This is a genomic window from Salmonella sp. SAL00672 (assembly GCF_046552175.1).
Classification (GTDB): domain Bacteria; phylum Pseudomonadota; class Gammaproteobacteria; order Enterobacterales; family Enterobacteriaceae; genus Salmonella; species Salmonella enterica.
The window spans coordinates 26,929-48,110 of the sequence record NZ_JBGDUQ010000014.1 but is presented as its reverse complement, the minus strand read 5'-3'; the positions used below and the strand labels follow the sequence as shown (position 1 = coordinate 48,110).

Here is a 21,182-nt window from a genome sequence, read left to right as displayed (position 1 = left end):
GCTCGGGGCGCCCGCAACGACGGGCATACAGGTCAGCGACAACGCATGGCGTAATGCCATAATCAGGAAATAAAACTATGTGTGGAATTGTTGGCGCTATCGCGCAGCGTGATGTAGCTGAAATCCTTCTCGAAGGTTTACGTCGTCTGGAATACCGCGGATATGACTCTGCCGGTCTGGCCGTGGTTGATGCAGAAGGTCATATGACCCGCCTGCGTCGCCTCGGTAAAGTCCAGATGCTGGCTCAGGCAGCGGAAGAACATCCTCTGCATGGCGGCACCGGTATTGCTCACACTCGTTGGGCGACGCACGGTGAACCTTCAGAAGCTAACGCGCATCCGCATGTTTCTGAACACATTGTGGTGGTGCATAACGGCATCATCGAAAACCATGAACCGCTGCGTGAAGCGTTAAAAGCGCGTGGCTATACCTTCGTTTCTGAAACCGACACCGAAGTGATTGCACACCTGGTAAACTGGGAACTGAAACAGGGCGGTACTCTGCGTGAGGCTGTTCTGCGTGTTATCCCGCAACTGCGTGGTGCGTACGGTACAGTGATCATGGATACCCGTCACCCGGATACCCTACTGGCGGCACGTTCTGGTAGCCCGCTGGTGATTGGCCTGGGTATGGGCGAAAACTTTATCGCTTCTGACCAGCTGGCGCTGTTGCCAGTGACTCGTCGCTTTATCTTCCTTGAAGAGGGCGATATCGCTGAAATCACTCGCCGTTCGGTAAATATCTTCGATAACACCGGCGCGGAAGTAAAACGTCAGGATATCGAATCCAATCTGCAATATGACGCGGGCGATAAAGGTATTTACCGCCACTACATGCAGAAAGAGATCTACGAACAGCCGAACGCGATCAAAAACACCCTTACCGGGCGCATCAGCCACGGTCAGGTGGATTTAAGCGAGCTGGGACCGAACGCCGATGAACTGTTGTCGAAGGTTGAGCATATTCAGATCCTCGCCTGCGGTACGTCTTACAACTCCGGTATGGTTTCCCGTTACTGGTTTGAATCGCTGGCAGGTATTCCGTGCGACGTTGAAATCGCCTCTGAATTCCGCTATCGCAAATCTGCCGTGCGCCGTAACAGCCTGATGATCACGCTCTCCCAGTCTGGCGAAACGGCAGATACCCTGGCTGGCCTGCGTCTGTCGAAAGAGCTGGGATATTTGGGCTCTCTGGCCATTTGTAACGTGCCGGGATCTTCGCTGGTGCGTGAATCCGATCTGGCGCTGATGACCAACGCGGGTACGGAAATTGGCGTAGCATCTACCAAAGCCTTCACCACCCAGTTAACCGTGCTGTTGATGCTGGTGGCGAAACTGGCGCGTCTGAAAGGTCTGGATACGTCCATTGAGCATGATATCGTTCATGGCCTACAGGCGCTGCCGAGCCGTATTGAGCAGATGCTGTCGCAGGACAAACGTATCGAAGCCCTGGCGGAAGATTTCTCTGACAAACACCATGCGCTGTTCCTGGGGCGTGGCGATCAATATCCGATTGCACTCGAAGGCGCGCTGAAGCTGAAAGAGATCTCTTACATTCACGCGGAAGCCTATGCTGCAGGCGAGCTGAAACACGGGCCGTTGGCGCTGATTGACGCCGATATGCCGGTGATTGTGGTGGCGCCGAACAACGAACTGCTGGAAAAACTGAAATCCAACATCGAAGAAGTTCGCGCACGTGGCGGTCAGTTGTACGTCTTCGCCGATCAGGATGCGGGTTTCGTCAGCAACGACAACATGCACATCATCGAGATGCCGCATGTGGAAGAGGTCATTGCGCCTATCTTCTACACCGTTCCGCTGCAACTGCTGGCGTATCACGTGGCGCTGATTAAAGGCACCGACGTTGACCAGCCGCGTAACCTGGCGAAATCGGTGACGGTAGAGTAAGTACAAATGTTGCACCAGGCAGAAGGCCGTCGACAGACGGCCTTTTTTTGTGCGCTGTGACAGGCGCTGTTCTTTCTCTATGGTGGCTGAAGAGCGACTAAGAGGTGCTACGCCTGCCTGCGCTACGGGCACCCGGTCACATTCTCTTCTTTAAGGCCCTGGCTCAATCCAGGTGGATCGGAAATCAAACCACCCCAGGTTATTCAGGTGGATCCCCCTGGCCCGGTCGGGGCTTTTGAGTCGCATCCAGTGGTGAAAAAGCGGCTGTAGCCAGCCTGAACGGGTGGTTTCCCTGACCAGTTGTTCCGCGCTGATGGTTTCGGCATGCCACTGGGTTTCCCATTGGGCCAGCAGCGCATCATCCCCACCACTGATGGCGTGGCGCAGTAAAGGGGAGCCCAGTAGCCATGTACCGACGTTCCACTCTTCGGGAATGGGGAAATTGACCGTCCCCAGCCAGAGATCCACATTGGCTTTGCCATTCGCCCAGTCATCATAATTCAGCTCAACGCCCTCAAGTAAAATGCCCTGCTGGCGCATGATCTCTTGCATGATATCCAGGAGCATTGGAAATTCAGGGTGCTGATCGTGATAGGCCAGACGCAGTTTTGCGTAGGGCGACGACGAGATAAAAGGTGAACAGGCCGGGCCCGCCTCAATAGTATGAAACCAGGAGGACAGCAGGCTGCCGCCCGGTACCCAGAAGGGGCGAATTGCCTCACTCAGATGCTGGAGTAAGGCGTAAGGGCTGAGTGTTTCCCGCAGCCAGCGGCGATGTTCGGCGGTATGCCAGTGCGGAGAGCGACTGTCGCATAATAAAAAATAGCCTCCACGCTCAAGAAACATCTCGCGCAGGTTGTCAGAAGGTTTGCCTGATACCTGGCTAAGCCGTCCGGAAACGTAATCCTCATCGCTCAGGCTGGAACTGAGCCAGGCTGCCGTGTCGTTATCCGACAGCGATTCCGCCAGGTTATCTGTCTCCGTTAAATTCGGCCAGATAAAGACCTCCACTTCATCCAGCAGCCCGCGCAGGCCGAAATAGTGGTCAAAGGCCTTCATTTGCAGATGAAAGCCATTGTTTTCCACCACCTCATAAGGGCCAGTCCCCACAGGATGTGCCGGGAAATCAGCGCGTTGTGTATGGTCAGGCGGTAGGATCATGGCATCAATATGGCTGAGCAGTAGCGGCAGTCGGTTATCCGGGTGCGCCAGCGTAATTTCAAGGCTCAGCGGCCCGGTGGCCTGAATGGTCTGCAAGTGCGAGAACAACGGCAGCTTAGCGCTGCGGGTCAGTGAAGCGATAACCGCGTCGATCGTCAGCTCCTGACCATCATGCCAGAGGACGGCGGGGCGCAGATAAAAACGCCAGCGCAGTGGATCAATCTGCCGCCAGTGGTGGGCAAGATCGGCTTCGACTTCACCTTTTTCCTCATTTATGCGCGTCAGGCCGCTAAAAATCTGCCTGACCAGATGCTGCTCAGAGCGACGCAACGGTATGCCGGGGCACAGCGACGGCATTGTCCGATAATAGGGGATGCACAGCCGCTGATAGTCTGCCCGCACGCTATAGCCCAGCTTTGAACGCAGCAGTTGCGCCACCTGGTGCTTATTTTTACCCAGCAGCTGAATGGCCTGATCAATATGACCAGACTCCAGTAACTGCTCCGCCTTTTCGCTTAACAGCTGTTCTGGTTTATAGCGCAGGTGAAGCCGGGCGCGATGCCCACGTCCGGCCTGTGATTGCCAGATGAGCCACTTTGCCTCCTGCATCTGAAGCAACAGATTACGCATATGCCGTCGGGTGCAGAACAACACATCCGCCAGCTCCTGTAATGTCACGCTAACAGGCTTGTCGCCATAGTGCTGGAGTAGCTTTAAGTATTTTTGTTCAGTGTGCCGGGTTGTCATAAAAGGTGAAATTTCCCGAACGGGAATGAGCAATTTTTAATATCCCCTTTTTAGCCGATGATTTTCTCTATCGCAACTTCTATGAGGATTCATCATGACAAAGCGCATTAATAAAGACACTCAGGTCTGCATGTCCCTGGCGGCACGCCCAAGTAACTTCGGTACACGCTTTCACAACTATCTGTACGAAGCGCTGGATCTCAATTATCTCTACAAAGCTTTCTCGCCGACCGATCTTACGCAGGCCATTAGCGGCGTGCGTGGTCTGGGGATCCGCGGGTGCGCGATCTCTATGCCATTTAAGGAAGCCTGCATTCCGCTGGTGGATGAACTGGATGCTTCTGCTCAGGCCATTCACTCAGTTAATACCATTGTGAATACCAATGGCCATCTGAAGGCGTACAACACTGATTACATTGCAATAGCTCGCTTGCTGGCGAATTACAAGGTCTCTCCCGACCTGGTGTTTGCTTTGCGTGGCAGCGGTGGTATGGCAAAGGCGGTAGCCTGCGCGCTGAAGGATGCAGGGTTTACCCGTGGTTATATTGTTGCGATTGATGAAGCGTCAGGTAAACAACTGGCCGAACTCTATGGCTATGAATGGCGCCCGGATACCGACGGTATTGAAGCCGATTTGTTAATTAACGCCACGCCTATCGGAATGGCTGGCGGTAATGATGCCGACAAACTTTCTTATTCCGAACAGGAAGTGGATAAGGCGAGCGTTATCTTTGATGTGGTGGCGCTACCGCCCGTCACGCCGCTAATCCGCTACGCCCGTGAACGCGGTAAAACCGTGATTACCGGTTCCGAAGTGTTTGCTATTCAGGCCGTGGAGCAATTTGTCCTTTATACCGGGATTCGCCCGGATGACGCGCTGTTCCAGAAAGCCGCGGCCTGGTCACGTCTGTAACATTTTTTCCCGCTTTTTCTTTAAATTAAAAGAACAGGGTACCCTACTATGACTAAAAAAATTGTTGCTGTGACGGCCTGTCCGACGGGCGTCGCCCATACCTTTATGGCGGCAGAAGCGTTGGAAATTGAAGCCCGCAAGCGTGGTGACTGGATCAAGGTTGAAACCCGCGGTTCCGTCGGGGCGAAGAATACGCTGACCGCGGAAGAGATAGCGCAGGCGGATGTGGTGATTATCGCGGCGGATATTGAGCTGGATCTGTCAGGCTTTGTTGGCAAAAGACTCTATCGCACCAGTACCGGCGCGGCGCTAAAAAAGAGTGCGCAGGAAATGGATAATGCTTTCAATAGCGCCGAGGTCTATCAGGGGAGTGCCGGGCGCTCTTCTTCAGCTGGTAAAACAGAGCTACCCGGCGTTTATAAGCATTTAATGACCGGCGTATCCCATATGCTTCCTTTGGTGGTGGCGGGAGGATTGTGTATCGCACTCTCTTTTGTCTTCGGTATCCAGGCCTTCAACGAGCCGGGCACGCTGGCGGCTGCGCTATTTCAAATTGGTGGTAAGGCGGCCTTTGCGCTGATGGTGCCGGTACTGGCTGGGTTTATTGCCTTCTCAATTGCCGATCGTCCGGGTCTGGCCCCGGGGCTTATTGGCGGGATGTTGGCCAGCCTGTGCGGCGCCGGTTTCCTGGGAGGGATTGTGGCCGGTTTTCTGGCCGGTTACAGCGTACGGTTTCTGGCGCAAAATATTAAGCTGCCAGCGTCAATGGAAGCGCTTAAGCCTGTGCTGGTTCTGCCGCTACTGTCTACGCTGGTTACCGGCCTTATCATGATTTACGTGGTGGGTGGCCCCGTTTCTGCGGTGATGGAAGGGCTGACGACGTTCCTGGGGAATATGACCTCTACGAATGCTATCTTGCTGGGAATGTTGCTGGGCGCAATGCAAGGTTTTGACCTTGGTGGGCCGGTGAATAAAGCTGCGTATACCTTCGGCGTCGGTTTACTGGCTTCTCATTCTTATATGCCAATGGCGGCCATTATGGCGGCAGGGATGGTACCGGCATTAGGAATGGGCGTCGCAACCTGGGCGGCCAGAGCGAAATTCAATGCCGCTGAGCATGAAGCGGGTAATGCATCTTTTATCCTGGGGCTGTGCTTTATCTCTGAAGGGGCGATTCCCTTCGCCGCGCGTGACCCGATGCGCGTCATCCCTTCCACGATGGTCGGTGGCGCAATCGCCGGGGGACTATCCATGTATTTCGGTTGTACACTGATGGCGCCACACGGCGGCCTCTTTGTCCTGGCGATCCCGCATGCGGTAGAACATGTGATGCAGTACCTTCTCTCGATTGCCTTGGGCACTATTGCCTGCGGCCTGATGTACGCGCTGTTGAAACCGTCTGCGGTTGCGCAAACAGTCTAATTCATCTCCCCCTGCAGGCTGGTCTGGTGTCTCCCCGGGCCAGCTTTTTTTATTTCCATTGTCATCAAACCGTCATAATCAAGACATATAACTGTCATCAATTTGTCCTATTTTGCTCATCGTAGCAACTCAAACAACGATTTACCGAAACCGTGCAGGAGACATTATGAAAGTTATGCGTACCACTGTCGCAACTGTTGTCGCCGCGACCTTATCGATGAGCGCGTTCTCTGCCTTTGCAGCAGCAAGCCTGACAGGTGCCGGTGCAACGTTTCCTGCGCCGGTGTATGCCAAATGGGCGGATACCTACCAGAAAGAAACCGGTAACAAAGTCAATTACCAGGGGATAGGCTCTTCCGGCGGCGTGAAACAAATCACCGCGAATACCGTTGATTTTGGCGCTTCCGATGCGCCGCTGTCTGACGAAAAACTGAATCAGGAAGGCCTGTTCCAGTTTCCGACGGTGATCGGCGGCGTGGTGCTGGCGGTGAATATTCCAGGCCTCAAATCCGGTGAACTGGTGCTGGATGGTAAAACGCTGGGTGACATCTACCTCGGTAAAATCAAGAAGTGGGATGATGAAGCCATCACCAAACTGAACCCAGGCGTGAAGCTGCCCTCACAGAATATCGCTGTGGTGCGTCGCGCTGACGGTTCCGGTACCTCCTTCGTGTTCACCAGTTACCTGGCGAAAGTCAACGACGAGTGGAAATCGAAAGTGGGCGCGGGTTCTACCGTGAACTGGCCAACCGGTCTGGGCGGTAAAGGTAACGACGGCATCGCGGCATTTGTACAGCGTCTGCCAGGCGCTATCGGCTACGTTGAATACGCTTACGCTAAGCAGAACAACCTGGCCTACACCAAACTGGTTTCTGCCGACGGCAAACCGGTAAGCCCGACGGAAGAGAGCTTCTCTAATGCGGCGAAAGGCGCTGACTGGAGCAAAACCTTCGCGCAGGATCTGACCAACCAGAAAGGTGACGATGTGTGGCCAATCACCTCCACCACCTTTATCCTGGTCCACAAAGCGCAGAAGAAACCTGAGCAGGGTGCTGAAGTGTTGAAGTTCTTCGACTGGGCCTACAAAAATGGCGCTAAGCAGGCGAATGATCTGGACTACGCCAGCCTGCCGGATAACGTTGTTGAGCAGGTTCGTACCGCCTGGAAGACCAGTATAAAAGACAGCAACGGTAAGGCGCTGTATTAATTAACGAATTGGCGGATGGCGCTACGCTTATCCGCCCTACGGTTTCGACCGCAGGCCCACGTTGTAGGCCGGATAAGCGTAGCGCCATCCGGCAGGGGCAACGTCGTAAAACGCGTTTAATGGAAAGAGTAATTTATGGCTGCAACCAAGCCTGCTTTTAACCCGCCGGGTAAAAAAGGCGACATGATTTTCAGCGCGCTGGTAAAACTGGCTGCGCTGATTGTGCTATTGATGTTGGGCGGTATTATCGTCTCATTGATCATCTCCTCCTGGCCAAGTATTCAGAAATTTGGTTTCTCATTTCTTTGGACTAAGGAATGGGACGCGCCAAACGATATCTACGGCGCTCTGGTGCCCATTTATGGCACGCTGGTGACCTCCTTTATCGCACTGCTGATTGCCGTTCCGGTCAGTTTCGGCATTGCCCTGTTTTTAACCGAGCTGGCGCCAGGCTGGCTAAAGCGTCCGCTCGGCATCGCCATTGAACTGCTGGCGGCGATCCCCAGTATCGTGTACGGCATGTGGGGGCTGTTTATCTTCGCGCCGCTGTTTGCGACGTACTTCCAGGAGCCGGTCGGCAATATTCTTTCCAACATTCCGTTTGTCGGCGCGCTGTTCTCCGGCCCGGCGTTTGGTATCGGCATTCTGGCGGCGGGCGTCATCCTCGCCATCATGATCATCCCCTACATTGCGGCGGTTATGCGCGACGTCTTCGAGCAAACGCCGGTAATGATGAAAGAGTCCGCTTACGGTATCGGCTGTACTACCTGGGAAGTTATCTGGCGCATCGTGCTACCGTTCACCAAAAATGGCGTGATCGGCGGCATTATGCTGGGGCTGGGCCGTGCTCTGGGTGAAACGATGGCGGTCACTTTTATCATCGGTAATACCTACCAGCTCGACAGCGCGTCGCTGTATATGCCGGGCAACAGCATCACTTCCGCGCTGGCGAACGAATTCGCTGAGGCGGAATCGGGTCTGCACGTGGCAGCGTTGATGGAACTGGGGCTGATCCTGTTTGTGATCACCTTTATCGTCCTGGCGGCGTCTAAGTTCATGATTATGCGTCTGGCGAAGAACGAGGGAGCACGTTAATGGCTACGCTTGATATGCAGAACACCGCGCAGCTCGCGGAATCCCGTCGCAAGATGCAGGCGCGTCGCCGCATGAAGAACCGTATCGCACTAACGCTCTCAATGGCGACGATGGCATTTGGTCTGTTCTGGCTGATCTGGATTTTGATGTCCACCATCACGCGTGGTATCGACGGGATGTCGCTGGCGCTGTTTACCGAAATGACGCCGCCGCCGAACACGGCGGGCGGCGGGCTGGCGAACGCCCTGGCGGGGAGTGGATTGTTGATTCTCTGGGCTACCGTATTGGGTACGCCGCTGGGGATTATGGCCGGGATCTATCTGGCGGAGTATGGCCGTAAATCCTGGCTGGCGGAAATCATTCGTTTTATTAACGACATTCTGCTTTCCGCGCCGTCAATTGTTGTGGGGCTGTTTGTTTACACCATCGTGGTGGCGCAGATGCAGCACTTCTCCGGCTGGGCAGGGGTGATTGCGCTGGCGCTGTTGCAGGTGCCGATCGTTATCCGTACCACTGAAAACATGCTCAAGCTGGTACCGGATAGCCTGCGTGAAGCCGCTTATGCGCTGGGTACGCCGAAGTGGAAGATGATCTCCGCGATTACGCTGAAAGCCTCTATCTCCGGCATTATGACCGGTATTCTGCTGGCAATTGCCCGTATTGCCGGGGAAACGGCGCCATTGTTGTTTACCGCGCTCTCGAACCAGTTCTGGAGCACCGACATGATGCAGCCGATCGCCAACCTGCCGGTGACCATTTTTAAATTCGCGATGAGTCCGTTTGCCGAATGGCAACAATTAGCCTGGGCGGGCGTGCTGATTATTACCCTGTGCGTACTGCTGCTGAATATTCTGGCGCGTGTTGTTTTCGCGAAGAAAAAACACGGTTAAAGACATTGTAGGCCTGATAAGCGTAGCGCCATCAGGCATTATTTTACGGCGTGGCGGATGCGGCGCTGGATGAGGAAAAGAGTGAAATGAGTATGGTTGAAACTGCCCCGAGTAAGATTCAGGTTCGTGATTTGAACTTCTACTACGGCAAATTCCATGCCCTGAAGAACATTAATCTGGATATCGCGAAGAATCAGGTAACGGCATTTATCGGGCCATCCGGCTGCGGTAAATCAACGCTACTGCGTACCTTCAATAAAATGTATTCGCTTTATCCGGAGCAGCGCGCGGAAGGTGAAATTCTGCTGGATGGCGACAATATTCTCACCAACACCCAGGATATCGCGCTGCTGCGCGCAAAAGTGGGGATGGTATTCCAGAAGCCGACGCCGTTCCCGATGTCCATCTATGACAATATCGCCTTTGGCGTGCGTCTGTTTGAGAAGCTGTCTCGCGCCGATATGGACGAGCGCGTGCAGTGGGCGTTGACCAAAGCCGCATTATGGAACGAAACCAAAGATAAATTGCACCAGAGCGGGTACTCTCTCTCCGGTGGTCAGCAGCAGCGTCTGTGCATTGCGCGCGGTATCGCCATTCGCCCGGAAGTGCTGCTGCTGGATGAGCCATGTTCAGCTCTGGACCCGATCTCTACCGGGCGTATTGAAGAGCTGATCACCGAGCTGAAACAGGATTACACCGTGGTGATCGTGACCCACAACATGCAGCAGGCGGCACGTTGCTCCGATCATACGGCGTTTATGTACCTGGGCGAGTTGATTGAGTTCAGCAACACGGACGATCTGTTCACCAAGCCCGCGAAGAAACAAACAGAAGACTATATCACCGGTCGTTACGGTTAATTCAGGAGTGCGTAATGGACAGTCTGAACCTTAATAAACATATTTCCGGCCAGTTCAACGCCGAACTGGAAAGCATCCGCACTCAGGTAATGACCATGGGCGGCATGGTGGAGCAGCAGCTTTCTGACGCTATCACCGCTATGCACAACCAGGACAGCGAGCTGGCGAAGCGCGTGGTAGAAGGCGACCATCAGGTTAATATGATGGAAGTCGCCATCGATGAGGCCTGCGTGCGTATTATCGCCAAGCGCCAGCCGACGGCGAGCGATCTGCGCCTGGTGATGGCGATTATCAAAACCATCGCCGAACTGGAGCGCATTGGCGACGTGGCGGATAAAATCTGCCGTACCGCGCTGGAGAAATTCTCCCAGCAGCACCAGCCGCTGTTGGTGAGTCTGGAGTCACTGGGCCGCCACACCGTGCAGATGCTGCACGACGTGCTGGATGCGTTCGCGCGCATGGATCTCGATGAAGCGGTGCGTATCTATCGTGAAGATAAGAAAGTTGACCAGGAATATGAAGGCATCGTGCGTCAGCTGATGACCTACATGATGGAAGACTCGCGCACCATTCCCAGCGTGCTGACCGCGTTATTCTGCGCTCGTTCTATCGAGCGTATCGGCGACCGCTGCCAGAATATCTGCGAATACATCTTCTACTTCGTGAAGGGGCAGGATTTCCGTCACGTCGGTGGCGATGAGCTGGATAAACTGTTGGCGGGGAAAGATCCGAAAGAGTAAATCTCATTCTTTTGCCCGGTGGCGCTGCGCTTACCGGGCCTACAGGTACAGATGCTGTAGGCCGGATAAGCGTCAGCGCCATCCGGCATTTCAGTTAACGCGTAATCTCCCACCCGCGCGCTTTCCACAATCCCGGCAACTGCGCCAAATCGGTAAAAGTCGTCACGTTAGGGTGATCGATCGGCTTGTTATGCGGATCGGCGCAGAAATAAAACACTTCCATTCCCGCCGCAATTCCTGACTGCGCGCCTGCGCTGGAATCATCCACCAGAATACACTTCTCAACATTGACCTTCATGGCGTTCGCCGCATGGAGCATCAGCGCCGGATCGGGCTTCCAGCGTTGAATATCGTAACCGCTAAACAGCAAATCGGGAAAATAATGCAACATGCCCAGTTTACCCAGCGAATGCTGCATCTTACTGACCGGCCCGTTGGATACCACGCACATCGGCGTCTTAATGCTCTCCAGCAGGGTATTTGCGCCCGCGATCGCTTCCAGTTCGGTATCGAACAGACGCGCCACTTCCGCGCGGTACACCGGCTCCAGCTCCGCCTTTGCCAGCGCAACGCCATACTCTTTACTGATGGTATCGATAATTTCGTAGAGCTTTACGCCTTTAAAGCGTCTGAATACTTCCGTGAGCTCAAGCGTAATGCCGAACTGCCGGAACATAGTGACATAGGCGCGCGAGCAAATCACTTCACTGTCGACCAGCGTGCCGTCACAGTCAAAAAACACTGCTTCGATTTGGGACATGTCATTTCCATTTTAACAAGTTTAACGTTTACGTAATGCTGAATGAGGGGACGCAATCGTTGCCGTACTAACAAATTGAGTGAAAAAAATTACCACACAACTGCGCCAGGTGTCGCATTTTGGTATAGGATAACGGCGAATTTTCCCTCCTTTCTCCGGAAATTGATAATGAGTCAACAACACACCACCCAGGCTTCTGGTCAGGGTATGCTGGAACGCGTGTTTAAACTGCGCGAACATGGCACGACGGCACGAACCGAAGTGATCGCCGGTTTTACCACTTTCCTGACGATGGTTTATATCGTTTTTGTTAACCCGCAAATTCTGGGCGTAGCTGGCATGGACACCAGCGCCGTCTTTGTGACCACCTGTCTGATTGCGGCCTTTGGCAGTATTCTGATGGGTCTGTTCGCTAACCTGCCGGTGGCGCTGGCGCCCGCGATGGGGCTGAATGCGTTCTTTGCCTTCGTGGTTGTGCAGGCAATGGGACTGCCGTGGCAGGTAGGCATGGGCGCCATTTTCTGGGGCGCTGTTGGTCTTTTATTGCTGACTATCTTCCGCGTGCGTTACTGGATGATCGCCAACATTCCGGTCAGCCTGCGCGTGGGCATCACCAGCGGCATCGGCCTGTTTATCGGCATGATGGGGCTGAAAAACGCCGGCGTGATCGTCGCTAACCCGGAAACGCTGGTCAGCATCGGCAACCTGACCTCGCACAGCGTGCTGCTGGGGGTTCTCGGATTCTTTATTATTGCGATTCTCGCTTCGCGCAACATTCATGCGGCGGTGCTGGTGTCCATCATCGTCACGACGCTGCTTGGCTGGATGATGGGCGATGTACATTACAACGGCATTGTCTCCGCGCCGCCAAGCGTCACCAGCGTGGTAGGGCATGTCGATTTGGCAGGTTCGTTCAATCTTGGCCTGGCGGGGGTTATTTTCTCCTTCATGCTGGTAAACCTGTTTGACTCCTCCGGTACGCTGATTGGCGTGACTGATAAAGCCGGCCTGGCGGATGAGAAAGGCAAATTCCCGCGCATGAAGCAGGCGCTGTTTGTTGATAGTATCTCTTCTGTCACTGGCGCATTTGTCGGAACGTCTTCTGTGACCGCTTATATTGAGTCCTCTTCCGGCGTTTCGGTGGGCGGTCGCACCGGTTTAACGGCGGTGGTGGTCGGTATTTTGTTCCTGCTGGTTATCTTCCTGTCGCCGCTGGCGGGCATGGTGCCGCCTTACGCGGCGGCGGGCGCGTTGATTTACGTCGGCGTGCTGATGACCTCCAGCCTGGCGCGGGTAAACTGGCAGGATTTAACCGAATCGGTCCCGGCGTTTATTACGGCGGTAATGATGCCGTTTAGCTTCTCGATCACCGAAGGTATCGCGCTGGGCTTTATCTCTTACTGCGTGATGAAAATCGGTACCGGTCGCCTGCGCGACCTTAGCCCGTGCGTAGTGATTGTCGCGCTGTTATTCGTGCTGAAGATTGTGTTTATTGACGCACACTGATGAAATGAACCCTCGCCCCATCGGGGTGAGGGTTTTTAACGAACTTACGCTTTAACGCGCTGAATATACTCGCCAAATGCGGTCAACTGACCGGTCAAATGATCTAACGTTCCCTGATCCACCACTTCTCCAGTCTGCGGATCGACTTTATTCTGAATCACGCCGCCCATAAATTCCGGTTTATTCATCACCATCGCATCAAGGAACACCAGAATCTGGCGCAGATGATACTGGCAGCGCGCGCCGCCAATCGCCCCCATTGAACTGGTCTGGATAAGAACGGGCTTACCCGCCAGCGGCTGCTCAGGCAGACGGGATAGCCAGTCGATGGCATTCTTCAGGCCGCCGGGAACGGAATAGTTATATTCCGGCGTCACAATGACGACGCCGTCGGCGTTGCGAATCTGCTCCGCCAGCGCCTCTACGCTGGCTGGAAATCCCTCTTCCTGCTGGATATCGGCGTCATACAGCGGAATATCCCCGATCGAAGGCAGCGGCGATACCGTCATTCCTGCCGGCGCGACTTTAGGCAGCGTACGCGCCACCATCCCGTTAAAGGAACCTTTGCGTAAACTTCCCAGCAGTGTAACCACATTCAGCGTTTCAGACATACGTGCCCCTTTTTTCATTATGAACGATTAAGCGTATACGATTTGGCGGCGGGGAGTTGGGCGAATCGCATCAGACGACCGGTTGGCTCATTGGCGCGCGTCTGGATATCGGGCAGGCTTTTCCAGCCCAGTTTGCCATCGAACTCCCACACTTTTAATTTTTCTATCGCTGGCGTAACGGTTACGGACCATACCAGCACATCTTCCGCATCGCACACGGCTTCAAGCTGCGTGACATGCGCGCACTTCAGGCGTCCGGCAACGGGTAAAAGTTGCAGCTCCCGCGGATCGTCATTCATGACATCGCCGGTGAGTTTTAACACGCTCTGGCGCAATGTGATGAGTTGCGCTCGCGCTTCGTTGGGATCGTTTTGATTGGCTACCCATAAGTTTTCATTACGGGAGAAAGGGTGGCGTTCGAGCGAATGCGGATGGTGAAAGCCGCGGGAGGTGCGCTGTAATTCCATATCCAGCCCGCACTCTCCTTCGGTGGTCAACGCCACGCCAACCATATTTCCGGCGTAGGAAATAGAAAAGCCTGGCAGATTTTTGTCACGAAACGCGGGTTTACCTTTCGCCTGAATAATGATTTCCGGCAGCTCGCCAATTCCGTACAGCATAAACATCAGTTCGGCAAGAAGGCCTCTGGAGGCGAGAAAACGCGTTCGTCGGTGAGCAGGCAGGTTTCTGGCTTCAATATGGCAAGACGAAGAGAGACGAATTGAAACCAACTGTCCCTCCGTAAGTATCCCTCTGGCAAAGTGAGTCGCCATTTTTCGCTCCGTGATTAATGGGCCGTGATAATGACGAGAGTAACATTAACGTAAATTATGGACAGGTTTTACGCGCTAAAAATTCAATTTCAGAAGGTTCTTTAATCAGACGGTGACATTTCTGGTAAGAGGAAGGTTAATTTATCAACGCAGGTGGTCAGATAAGGCGACGGCAGAGCGTGTTGATAGCCTGTCGTAGCCACACAATCTTGGGATTATGACTATTACGTTTGTGCCATAATAGGGTAAACGGCACCATCAGCTTTTCCCGCTGTTGCGCATCAAAAGGCAAGGGGCGCGCCACTAACGGTAGCTGGTGGAGCTGATTGTAGTGCTGGCAATAGCGCGGCGCGGTTGCTATCAGGGTGTGATCCGGCTGGGCGGCCATAAAGAGCGACTGCTCGAACCCCGGCAGGCTCAACGCGATATGGCGTTTGCGTCCCATTTCTTGCAGGACATCATCCAGCGCCCAGGTATCGCTTTGCTCCCAGCAAATACTGATATGCGGGTAGCGCAGAAAAGTGTCCAGATCCCACGCTTCACGCAGTGCCGGATGATCTTCCCGCAGCCAGACCCACGGCAAATCGCTAAACAACACCTCAAAATCAATCGCGAGCGGCAACAGACTGAGCAATTCTCGCGAGCGGGGATGGCTTTCGCGTCCGGTAAATCCGATATCGACTTCCCCGCGCGTAATCGCCTCCAGCGAGTCATAATCCCAGTTGCGAACCTTAATGGTAGCCTGCGGATAGCGCTGATAAATCTGCTGCGACAGTGAATTAAACATAATCATCATCAGCGGCGACTCTGCTGCCAACTCAAATTTTAAACCGCGCGGCGTTTGATGATGCGGTTTATCAAGCAGTTGATTCCCCATCTGCATCCAGTCCGCCAGACTTTGCTCCATACTGACCATCAGCGGCGTCGGCGCCAGGCCCAGCGGCGTATTGACGAACAGCGGATCGTCAAACCATGCCCGGAGTTTCGCCAGCGATTTGCTGACCGCCGAGGGCGTTACGTTCATCCGTTTTGCAGCTTTAGTGACGCTGCGCTCCTGCATGAGTAACTGTAGGCATAACAGCAAATTAAGGTCGAGATTGGTAAGGGATTTCTTCATGCTCGGCTACGGACCTGTTGGGCGTGACGGAGAAGATCAGCAGAATACTCACTATGCTACAACCAATCAGAATCCCGATCAGCATATTCATCGCGCTGATACCGAGTATTGCCGCCAGCCAAATCCACAGTGATGAACCGCAAACCTGCGCGATACCCAGCGTGGAACTGGCCACTCCGGCGCGCAGCGAAAACGGCCCCAGCGCCTGGCTCATCGCGACGCCAAAACCAACCGAGAATCCGGCGCAGATAAGCGTCAGGCCAAAGAGCGTGACGGTATTGGTATGAGCAAGGCTTAACGTCACGCCAGCCGTCAAAAACAGCCCCTGTGAGACGAGCATTAAGGTTCGCGGCTTAAATAACCCAAGCGCAAAAGGGGTGGAAAAAGAGACGACCATACTGACGCCTGCGGTGAGCGCCATGGTAATGGCATAGTCGCCACGGCTAAATCCCATCACCTCCATCAGCAGTACTGGAGAGGCATTGACGAAGGTCAGGATCACCGACACGCTAAGGGTGGTGATCGCCAGTCGACTAACGAAAAAACGGTTAATCAGCGACTCGGCGGCGGGCGACGATCGTGATAAATCGCGTGGAGCCAGCCTTACCGGGCGCGTCTCGCGCAGGATAAACAGTGATAACAGGCCCACAATAATGCCCATCGCGGACATCGTATAGAACAGACTTTGCCAGGGGAAACGAAGCATAATCAAATGCCCCACCACCGGGGCGAGTACCGGCACAATACAGGTAATCCCATTCAATAATGACAGCACTTTCGCCCGGCGATGCCCGTCGAGCGTGTCGCGCAGAATGGCGAACGCCACCACATAGCAGCCGCCTGCACCTATTCCCTGAAGAAAACGCCCACTCAGAAATAGCGAGCCTTCCGACGCCCGTGAACAAAGCAGTGAGGCCATCATAAAGACGATCGCGCCGACGATCGCGACCGGTTTGCGGCCTGACTGATCGGCTATCTTCCCGGCAAACAGCATGGCCGTCGCCATTCCGGCCAGGTAAACGGAGAAGGCGATATGCAACTGCGCCTCACTGGCGTTCAGATCGGCGGCTATACGCGGTAAACCGACCAGATACATATCAATACCGGCAGGATAGAGTAAAACCAGGGCAAAACTACACAGTAGAAAACGTTTCATAGCGGCCTCACGAAAAGTGTGGCGCTAAGAATACGGGGCGATGTTGCGCGAGACGAGTTGCCATTTGGACAACAGTGATTTCCGCATGGGAAATCATTGCTGCCGGATGGCGGCATAAACGCCTTATCCGGCTTACGGGTTTTGTAGGCCCGGTAAGCATCGCGCCACCGGGCAACACAACGTTATTTGCCGATACAGAAGCTGGAGAAAATCCGTCCCAGCAGGTCGTCGGAGGTAAACTCGCCGGTAATCTCGCTTAAGCTTTGCTGCGCCAGGCGCAACTCTTCCGCCAGCAGTTCCCCCGCCCATGCGCCTAATAGCTGCGCTTTGCCCTGCTCAAGGTGTTCAGCGGCTTCCGCCAGCGCCTGTAGGTGACGGCGACGGGCCAGGAAGCCGCCTTCCATATTGGTATCAAACCCCATGCTCTGCTTGAGGTGGTTACGCAACACGTTGACGCCTTCGCCGGTACGCGCCGAGAGGCGAACCAGTGAGTGACCGTTTACTTCACTAATACCCAACGTTTCGCCGGTGATATCCGCCTTGTTACGTACCACGGTAATCGGTAGATTTTTGGGCAGACGGGCGATAAAGTCCGGCCAGATGTCGGCAGGGTCAACGGCGTCCGTCGTGGTGCCATCCACCATAAACAGCACGCGATCGGCCTGTTCAATCTCCTGCCAGGCGCGTTCGATGCCGATACGCTCAACTTCGTCGCTGGCGTCGCGCAGTCCGGCGGTATCGATGATATGCAGCGGCATCCCGTCGATGTGAATATGCTCGCGCAACACGTCGCGCGTGGTACCGGCGATATCGGTGACAATGGCCGCTTCACGGCCTGCCAGCGCATTCAGCAGGCTGGATTTCCCGGCATTCGGGCGTCCGGCAATCACTACCTTCATCCCTTCGCGCAGCAGGCTGCCCTGGCGCGCTTCGGTTCGCACGGCGTCAAGATCGGCGATGACGCCATTGAGCTGCGCTTCAATTTTGCCGTCAGAGAGAAAGTCGATCTCCTCATCCGGAAAATCGATAGCCGCTTCGACGTAGATTCGCAGGTGAGTAAGTGCTTCCACAAGGTGGTTAACGCGGGCGGAAAATGCCCCCTGTAACGAGTTTAGCGCCGAACGCGCCGCCTGTTCGGAACTGGCATCGATCAGGTCGGCAATGGCTTCCGCCTGGGCTAAATCGAGCTTATCGTTGAGGAACGCTCGCTCGGAGAACTCGCCAGGTCGGGCAATGCGCACGCCTGGAAGCGTCAGGATACGTTTTAACAGCAGGTCCAGGATCACCGGACCGCCGTGCCCTTGTAGCTCCAGCACATCTTCACCGGTGAAGGAGTTCGGGCCGGGGAACCACAGCGCAATACCCTGATCCAGCGCGCTGCCGTCAACGTCTTTAAACGGCAGGTAGTCGGCATAGCGCGGCTTCGGCAGCTTGCCCAGCACCTCTTGCGCAACGTCGCGCGCTTTCAGACCAGAGATACGCAGGATACCCACGCCACCGCGTCCCGGTGGGGTTGCCTGGGCGACGATAGTGTCGTTATGGCTCATGGTTAGTCTCAACTTTGTTGCAATAAAAAAGGCGGTCATATGACCGCCTTTTGATTGTAGGCCTGATAAGCGTTAGCGCCATCAGGCTGACCGGCGCGCCTTGCCGGATGGCGGCTTCGCCTTATCCGGCCTACACCGAATCAGGATTTTTTCTTCTCGCGGCTATGCAGGCCACGCTTCTCCAGACCACGGTAAATCAGCTGCTGCTGAATGATGGTGACCAGGTTGCTGACGATATAGTACAGCACCAGACCTGACGGGAACCACAGGAAGAACACCGTAAAGATGACCGGCATAAAGGTCATGATCTTCTGCTGCATCGGGTCGGTCACGGTGGTCGGCGACATCTTCTGAATGAAGAACATCGTTACGCCCATCAGGATCGGCAGAATGTAGTACGGGTCCTGTGCGGACAGGTCATGAATCCACAGAGCGAACGGCGCATGACGCAGTTCAATGGAACCCATCAGCATGTAGTACAACGCCAGGAAGATAGGCATCTGGATGATCAGCGGGAAGCAGCCGCCCAGCGGGTTAACTTTCTCCGCTTTGTACAGGGCCATCATCTCCTGGCTTTGGCGCTGTTTATCATCGCCAAGACGTTCGCGCATCGCCTGAATTTTCGGCTGCAGCATACGCATCTTCGCCATTGACGTGTACTGCGCTTTGGTCAGCGGGTACATGATACCGCGAACGATAAAGGTAATGATGATAATGGAGAAGCCCCAGTTGCCCACAAAGCTGTGGATCCACTTCAGCAACTTGAACAGTGGCTGAGAGATGAACCACAACCAGCCGTAGTCCACGGTCAAATCCAGGTGCGGTGCAACAGCCGCCATTTTATCCTGAATTTCCGGGCCGACCCACAGGGTGCTGGTCATCGCGCCAGTCTGGCCTGGCTGTACCAGTACCGGCTGCGCTTTATAGCCGATAGCGACAATGCCGTTACCCAGATTGGCGGTGTAGAAATTGTTGGTGCCGTCGTTACGCGGAATCCATGCGGTAGCGAAATACTGCTGCAACATTGCCACCCAACCGCCTTTGGAGCTGACGTTGAGGTTTTCGTTATCGGCAATAGTGTCGAATTTGTATTTCTCATACTTCTCATCCGGCGTGGAGTACGCTGCGCCGCGGAACGTATGCAACGCAAAGTTGCTGCTGCCGGTGTCGCGATGAGGAGGCAGGTTGACGGATTGTTTTAACTGACCAAAGGTGGAGACTTCCAGCGGTTTTTCGCCGGTGTTCTGCACGCTATAGTTCACGTTAACCGCATAATCGCCACGCTTAAAGACAAACGTTTTGGTAAACGTGTTGCCTGCGGCGTCAGTATAAGTCATCGGAACCTGCAGTTCGTTCTGACCGTCGGCCAGTACAAACGCATCTTTCTCGACGTTGTACAGCGGACGCGGGCCGTTCGCCGGGTTATCCGGGCCGTCGCGGCCTGTCAGGCCGCTTTGCGCCTGATAGATAAACTGCGGGGTGGTTTCCAGCAGCTGGAACGGTTCGTTGGAACCCAGTTCTTTCGGGTAAGCCGGGAGCAAGGCCTGCTCGACATCACCACCACGGGTGTTGATAGTCAAATCAAGCACATCGGTTTTCACCGTAATCATTTTCCCCTGGCCACTGGCTGGTACGCCCTGGTCGGCGGCGCTACCCGCTGCGGTGGTCGTTGTCTGCGTGGTCTGTTGAGTCTGAGGTTGCGGATTTTTATCCTGCTCCCAGGCTTGCCAGATCATGAAAGACACGAACAGCAAAGCGATGACTAAAAGATTGCGTTGCGAATCCATCGTTAGTGTTCTCTGGTATCAAATGGTCCGGGCGGGACGGGATCGTCACCACCAGGGTGTAAAGGGTGGCATTTTAATACGCGTTTCACCGTCAACCAACTGCCTTTTATCACTCCAAACCTGCGCAATGCCTCAATTCCGTAGCTTGAGCACGTTGGCGTGAAACGACAATGCGGCCCAAGCAGCGGACTGATCAGGCGTTGATAGACCCGAATAAGGGCTATCAGGACCCGCGAGCCAGGCGACAGTGGCGGCGCCATAATTTTTCCAACGCTTCCGAGAGAGCACGGTTATCGAGGTCGGCAACCCCTTTTTTCGCCACCACCACGAAATCCATTGCAGGAAGTTCATGCTGGCGCAGACGGAAGCTTTCACGCGTCAGACGTTTAATCCGGTTGCGTTCATGCGCACGTCGAACATTTTTTTTGGCGACGGTAAGACCGATACGGGGATGCCCCAGCGAATTCAGGCGGCCGAGGATGGTGATTTGCGGCGTGCCAGCCCGTTGAGGTTGCTGGAAGACGAATGTGAAATGAGCGGGAGTTAACAAACGTAACTCCCTGGGAAATGCGAGCTTAACCACTCAGGGGTTAGCTTTATTACTTGGAAACGGTCAGACGAGCGCGGCCTTTAGCACGACGACGTGCCAGAACCTGACGACCATTTTTAGTAGCCATACGAGCACGGAAGCCGTGAGAACGGTTGCGCTTCAGTACAGACGGTTGAAAAGTGCGTTTCATGGCGATTTCTACCTAAACTTGAATAAATTCACTGACTTTTGCGTATACCCGAACAAACTTTGAACGACTTACGCCACAGTGTGGGTGATTAAAGAGGCCGGATTGTAATAATTGTACACTCCGGAGTCAATTCTCTTTCCTTATTTTCCCGCGATTTTCCACGCCTTTTTGTGCGGAAAATAAGCAGCGTTGACGCCATATGACGGGCATTGCGCGACGGGTGGAGAATTATACGGACTGCCA

Annotated in this window: 20 protein-coding genes; 9 read left to right on the top strand and 11 right to left on the bottom strand. The window is 54.5% G+C overall.

The window, feature by feature from the left end:
* The first annotated feature begins 77 nt into the window (after nt 1–77).
* Nucleotides 78–1,907 (top strand): glutamine--fructose-6-phosphate transaminase (isomerizing), encoded by a 1,830-nt coding sequence (gene glmS, locus ACLJTG_RS22050; RefSeq protein ID WP_000334073.1) that lies wholly within the window; start codon nt 78–80, stop codon nt 1,905–1,907.
* A 150-nt stretch (nt 1,908–2,057) separates the two neighbouring features.
* Here the strand turns inward: glmS and ACLJTG_RS22045 are convergent, their stop codons facing one another.
* Nucleotides 2,058–3,815: an SgrR family transcriptional regulator gene (locus ACLJTG_RS22045; RefSeq protein ID WP_023214828.1), complete on the bottom strand. Its 1,758-nt coding sequence runs from the start codon at nt 3,813–3,815 to the stop codon at nt 2,058–2,060.
* Nucleotides 3,816–3,909: 94 nt separating this feature from the next.
* Between ACLJTG_RS22045 and ACLJTG_RS22040 the strand changes: the two genes are divergently transcribed.
* The 7 genes from ACLJTG_RS22040 to phoU all read left to right on the top strand — a co-directional run bounded on the left by ACLJTG_RS22040 (nt 3,910) and on the right by phoU (nt 10,942).
* The gene (locus ACLJTG_RS22040) at nt 3,910–4,728 is read left to right on the top strand and encodes a shikimate 5-dehydrogenase (RefSeq protein ID WP_000166709.1); all 819 of its coding nucleotides are present in this window, start codon (nt 3,910–3,912) and stop codon (nt 4,726–4,728) included.
* Between the two features lie 48 nt (nt 4,729–4,776).
* Entirely contained in the window at nt 4,777–6,150 is a 1,374-nt protein-coding gene (locus ACLJTG_RS22035; protein ID WP_023194487.1) for a fructose-specific PTS transporter subunit EIIC, read from the top strand.
* Between the two features lie 166 nt (nt 6,151–6,316).
* Entirely contained in the window at nt 6,317–7,357 is a 1,041-nt protein-coding gene (gene pstS / locus ACLJTG_RS22030; RefSeq protein ID WP_000867131.1) for a phosphate ABC transporter substrate-binding protein PstS, read from the top strand.
* A 135-nt stretch (nt 7,358–7,492) separates the two neighbouring features.
* On the top strand, nt 7,493–8,452 hold the full coding sequence (pstC, locus tag ACLJTG_RS22025; RefSeq protein WP_000741630.1) for a phosphate ABC transporter permease PstC: 960 nt from the start codon (nt 7,493–7,495) through the stop codon (nt 8,450–8,452).
* On the top strand, nt 8,452–9,342 hold the full coding sequence (pstA, locus tag ACLJTG_RS22020; RefSeq protein ID WP_000212197.1) for a phosphate ABC transporter permease PstA: 891 nt from the start codon (nt 8,452–8,454) through the stop codon (nt 9,340–9,342). The genes pstC and pstA overlap by 1 nt, the downstream gene beginning before the upstream one ends.
* Before the next feature lie 86 nt (nt 9,343–9,428).
* Nucleotides 9,429–10,202, top strand: coding sequence for a phosphate ABC transporter ATP-binding protein PstB (gene pstB, locus ACLJTG_RS22015; protein ID WP_000063118.1), 774 nt, complete (start codon nt 9,429–9,431; stop codon nt 10,200–10,202).
* Between the two features lie 14 nt (nt 10,203–10,216).
* A complete protein-coding gene (gene phoU, locus ACLJTG_RS22010) occupies nt 10,217–10,942 on the top strand; it encodes a phosphate signaling complex protein PhoU (protein WP_000377800.1) in 726 nt (241 codons plus the stop codon).
* A gap of 94 nt (nt 10,943–11,036) precedes the next feature.
* On the opposite strand, the gene yieH is transcribed toward phoU, so the two are convergent.
* Nucleotides 11,037–11,702 (bottom strand): 6-phosphogluconate phosphatase, encoded by a 666-nt coding sequence (gene yieH / locus ACLJTG_RS22005; protein ID WP_000078086.1) that lies wholly within the window; start codon nt 11,700–11,702, stop codon nt 11,037–11,039.
* 168 nt (nt 11,703–11,870) lie between these two features.
* On the opposite strand from yieH, the gene adeP reads away from it, so the two are divergent.
* Nucleotides 11,871–13,208 carry an adenine permease AdeP gene (gene adeP / locus ACLJTG_RS22000; protein ID WP_001519317.1) on the top strand — a complete coding sequence of 446 codons (1,338 nt, stop codon included), beginning with the start codon at nt 11,871–11,873 and terminating at the stop codon, nt 13,206–13,208.
* Between the two features lie 44 nt (nt 13,209–13,252).
* Here adeP and ACLJTG_RS21995 read toward each other — a convergent pair whose 3' ends face one another.
* The 9 genes from ACLJTG_RS21995 to rpmH all read right to left on the bottom strand — a co-directional run bounded on the left by ACLJTG_RS21995 (nt 13,253) and on the right by rpmH (nt 20,939).
* Complete coding sequence (locus ACLJTG_RS21995) at nt 13,253–13,837, bottom strand: NADPH-dependent FMN reductase (protein WP_001575173.1); 585 nt, start codon at nt 13,835–13,837, stop codon at nt 13,253–13,255.
* Nucleotides 13,837–14,592, bottom strand: a complete 756-nt coding sequence (locus tag ACLJTG_RS21990; RefSeq protein ID WP_000190676.1) for a 4'-phosphopantetheinyl transferase family protein — start codon at nt 14,590–14,592, stop codon at nt 13,837–13,839. The genes ACLJTG_RS21995 and ACLJTG_RS21990 overlap by 1 nt, the downstream gene beginning before the upstream one ends.
* Nucleotides 14,593–14,749: 157 nt before the next feature.
* The gene (yidZ, locus tag ACLJTG_RS21985) at nt 14,750–15,709 is read right to left on the bottom strand and encodes an HTH-type transcriptional regulator YidZ (protein ID WP_000749365.1); all 960 of its coding nucleotides are present in this window, start codon (nt 15,707–15,709) and stop codon (nt 14,750–14,752) included.
* Nucleotides 15,678–16,865 (bottom strand): MFS transporter, encoded by a 1,188-nt coding sequence (locus tag ACLJTG_RS21980; protein WP_024792537.1) that lies wholly within the window; start codon nt 16,863–16,865, stop codon nt 15,678–15,680. Before ACLJTG_RS21980 ends, yidZ begins: the two co-directional genes overlap by 32 nt.
* A gap of 182 nt (nt 16,866–17,047) precedes the next feature.
* A complete protein-coding gene (mnmE, locus tag ACLJTG_RS21975; RefSeq protein ID WP_023238593.1) occupies nt 17,048–18,412 on the bottom strand; it encodes a tRNA uridine-5-carboxymethylaminomethyl(34) synthesis GTPase MnmE in 1,365 nt (454 codons plus the stop codon).
* 140 nt (nt 18,413–18,552) lie between these two features.
* Nucleotides 18,553–20,199, bottom strand: a complete 1,647-nt coding sequence (yidC, locus tag ACLJTG_RS21970; protein ID WP_000378278.1) for a membrane protein insertase YidC — start codon at nt 20,197–20,199, stop codon at nt 18,553–18,555.
* A 2-nt stretch (nt 20,200–20,201) separates the two neighbouring features.
* A complete protein-coding gene (gene yidD, locus ACLJTG_RS21965) occupies nt 20,202–20,459 on the bottom strand; it encodes a membrane protein insertion efficiency factor YidD (RefSeq protein WP_001307474.1) in 258 nt (85 codons plus the stop codon).
* Nucleotides 20,423–20,782, bottom strand: a complete 360-nt coding sequence (gene rnpA / locus ACLJTG_RS21960) for a ribonuclease P protein component (protein WP_000239725.1) — start codon at nt 20,780–20,782, stop codon at nt 20,423–20,425. The genes yidD and rnpA overlap by 37 nt, the downstream gene beginning before the upstream one ends.
* Before the next feature lie 16 nt (nt 20,783–20,798).
* On the bottom strand, nt 20,799–20,939 hold the full coding sequence (gene rpmH / locus ACLJTG_RS21955; RefSeq protein ID WP_000831330.1) for a 50S ribosomal protein L34: 141 nt from the start codon (nt 20,937–20,939) through the stop codon (nt 20,799–20,801).
* Nucleotides 20,940–21,182 lie beyond the last annotated feature (243 nt).

Coding starts and splice junctions, on each gene's coding strand:
- glmS (WP_000334073.1), top strand. CDS start 78: ATGTGTGGAATTGTTGGCGCTATCGCGCAGCGTGATGTAGCTGAAATC.
- ACLJTG_RS22045 (WP_023214828.1), bottom strand. CDS start 3,815: ATGACAACCCGGCACACTGAACAAAAATACTTAAAGCTACTCCAGCAC.
- ACLJTG_RS22040 (WP_000166709.1), top strand. CDS start 3,910: ATGACAAAGCGCATTAATAAAGACACTCAGGTCTGCATGTCCCTGGCG.
- ACLJTG_RS22035 (WP_023194487.1), top strand. CDS start 4,777: ATGACTAAAAAAATTGTTGCTGTGACGGCCTGTCCGACGGGCGTCGCC.
- pstS (WP_000867131.1), top strand. CDS start 6,317: ATGAAAGTTATGCGTACCACTGTCGCAACTGTTGTCGCCGCGACCTTA.
- pstC (WP_000741630.1), top strand. CDS start 7,493: ATGGCTGCAACCAAGCCTGCTTTTAACCCGCCGGGTAAAAAAGGCGAC.
- pstA (WP_000212197.1), top strand. CDS start 8,452: ATGGCTACGCTTGATATGCAGAACACCGCGCAGCTCGCGGAATCCCGT.
- pstB (WP_000063118.1), top strand. CDS start 9,429: ATGAGTATGGTTGAAACTGCCCCGAGTAAGATTCAGGTTCGTGATTTG.
- phoU (WP_000377800.1), top strand. CDS start 10,217: ATGGACAGTCTGAACCTTAATAAACATATTTCCGGCCAGTTCAACGCC.
- yieH (WP_000078086.1), bottom strand. CDS start 11,702: ATGTCCCAAATCGAAGCAGTGTTTTTTGACTGTGACGGCACGCTGGTC.
- adeP (WP_001519317.1), top strand. CDS start 11,871: ATGAGTCAACAACACACCACCCAGGCTTCTGGTCAGGGTATGCTGGAA.
- ACLJTG_RS21995 (WP_001575173.1), bottom strand. CDS start 13,837: ATGAAAAAAGGGGCACGTATGTCTGAAACGCTGAATGTGGTTACACTG.
- ACLJTG_RS21990 (WP_000190676.1), bottom strand. CDS start 14,592: ATGGCGACTCACTTTGCCAGAGGGATACTTACGGAGGGACAGTTGGTT.
- yidZ (WP_000749365.1), bottom strand. CDS start 15,709: ATGAAGAAATCCCTTACCAATCTCGACCTTAATTTGCTGTTATGCCTA.
- ACLJTG_RS21980 (WP_024792537.1), bottom strand. CDS start 16,865: ATGAAACGTTTTCTACTGTGTAGTTTTGCCCTGGTTTTACTCTATCCT.
- mnmE (WP_023238593.1), bottom strand. CDS start 18,412: ATGAGCCATAACGACACTATCGTCGCCCAGGCAACCCCACCGGGACGC.
- yidC (WP_000378278.1), bottom strand. CDS start 20,199: ATGGATTCGCAACGCAATCTTTTAGTCATCGCTTTGCTGTTCGTGTCT.
- yidD (WP_001307474.1), bottom strand. CDS start 20,459: ATGGCGCCGCCACTGTCGCCTGGCTCGCGGGTCCTGATAGCCCTTATT.
- rpmH (WP_000831330.1), bottom strand. CDS start 20,939: ATGAAACGCACTTTTCAACCGTCTGTACTGAAGCGCAACCGTTCTCAC.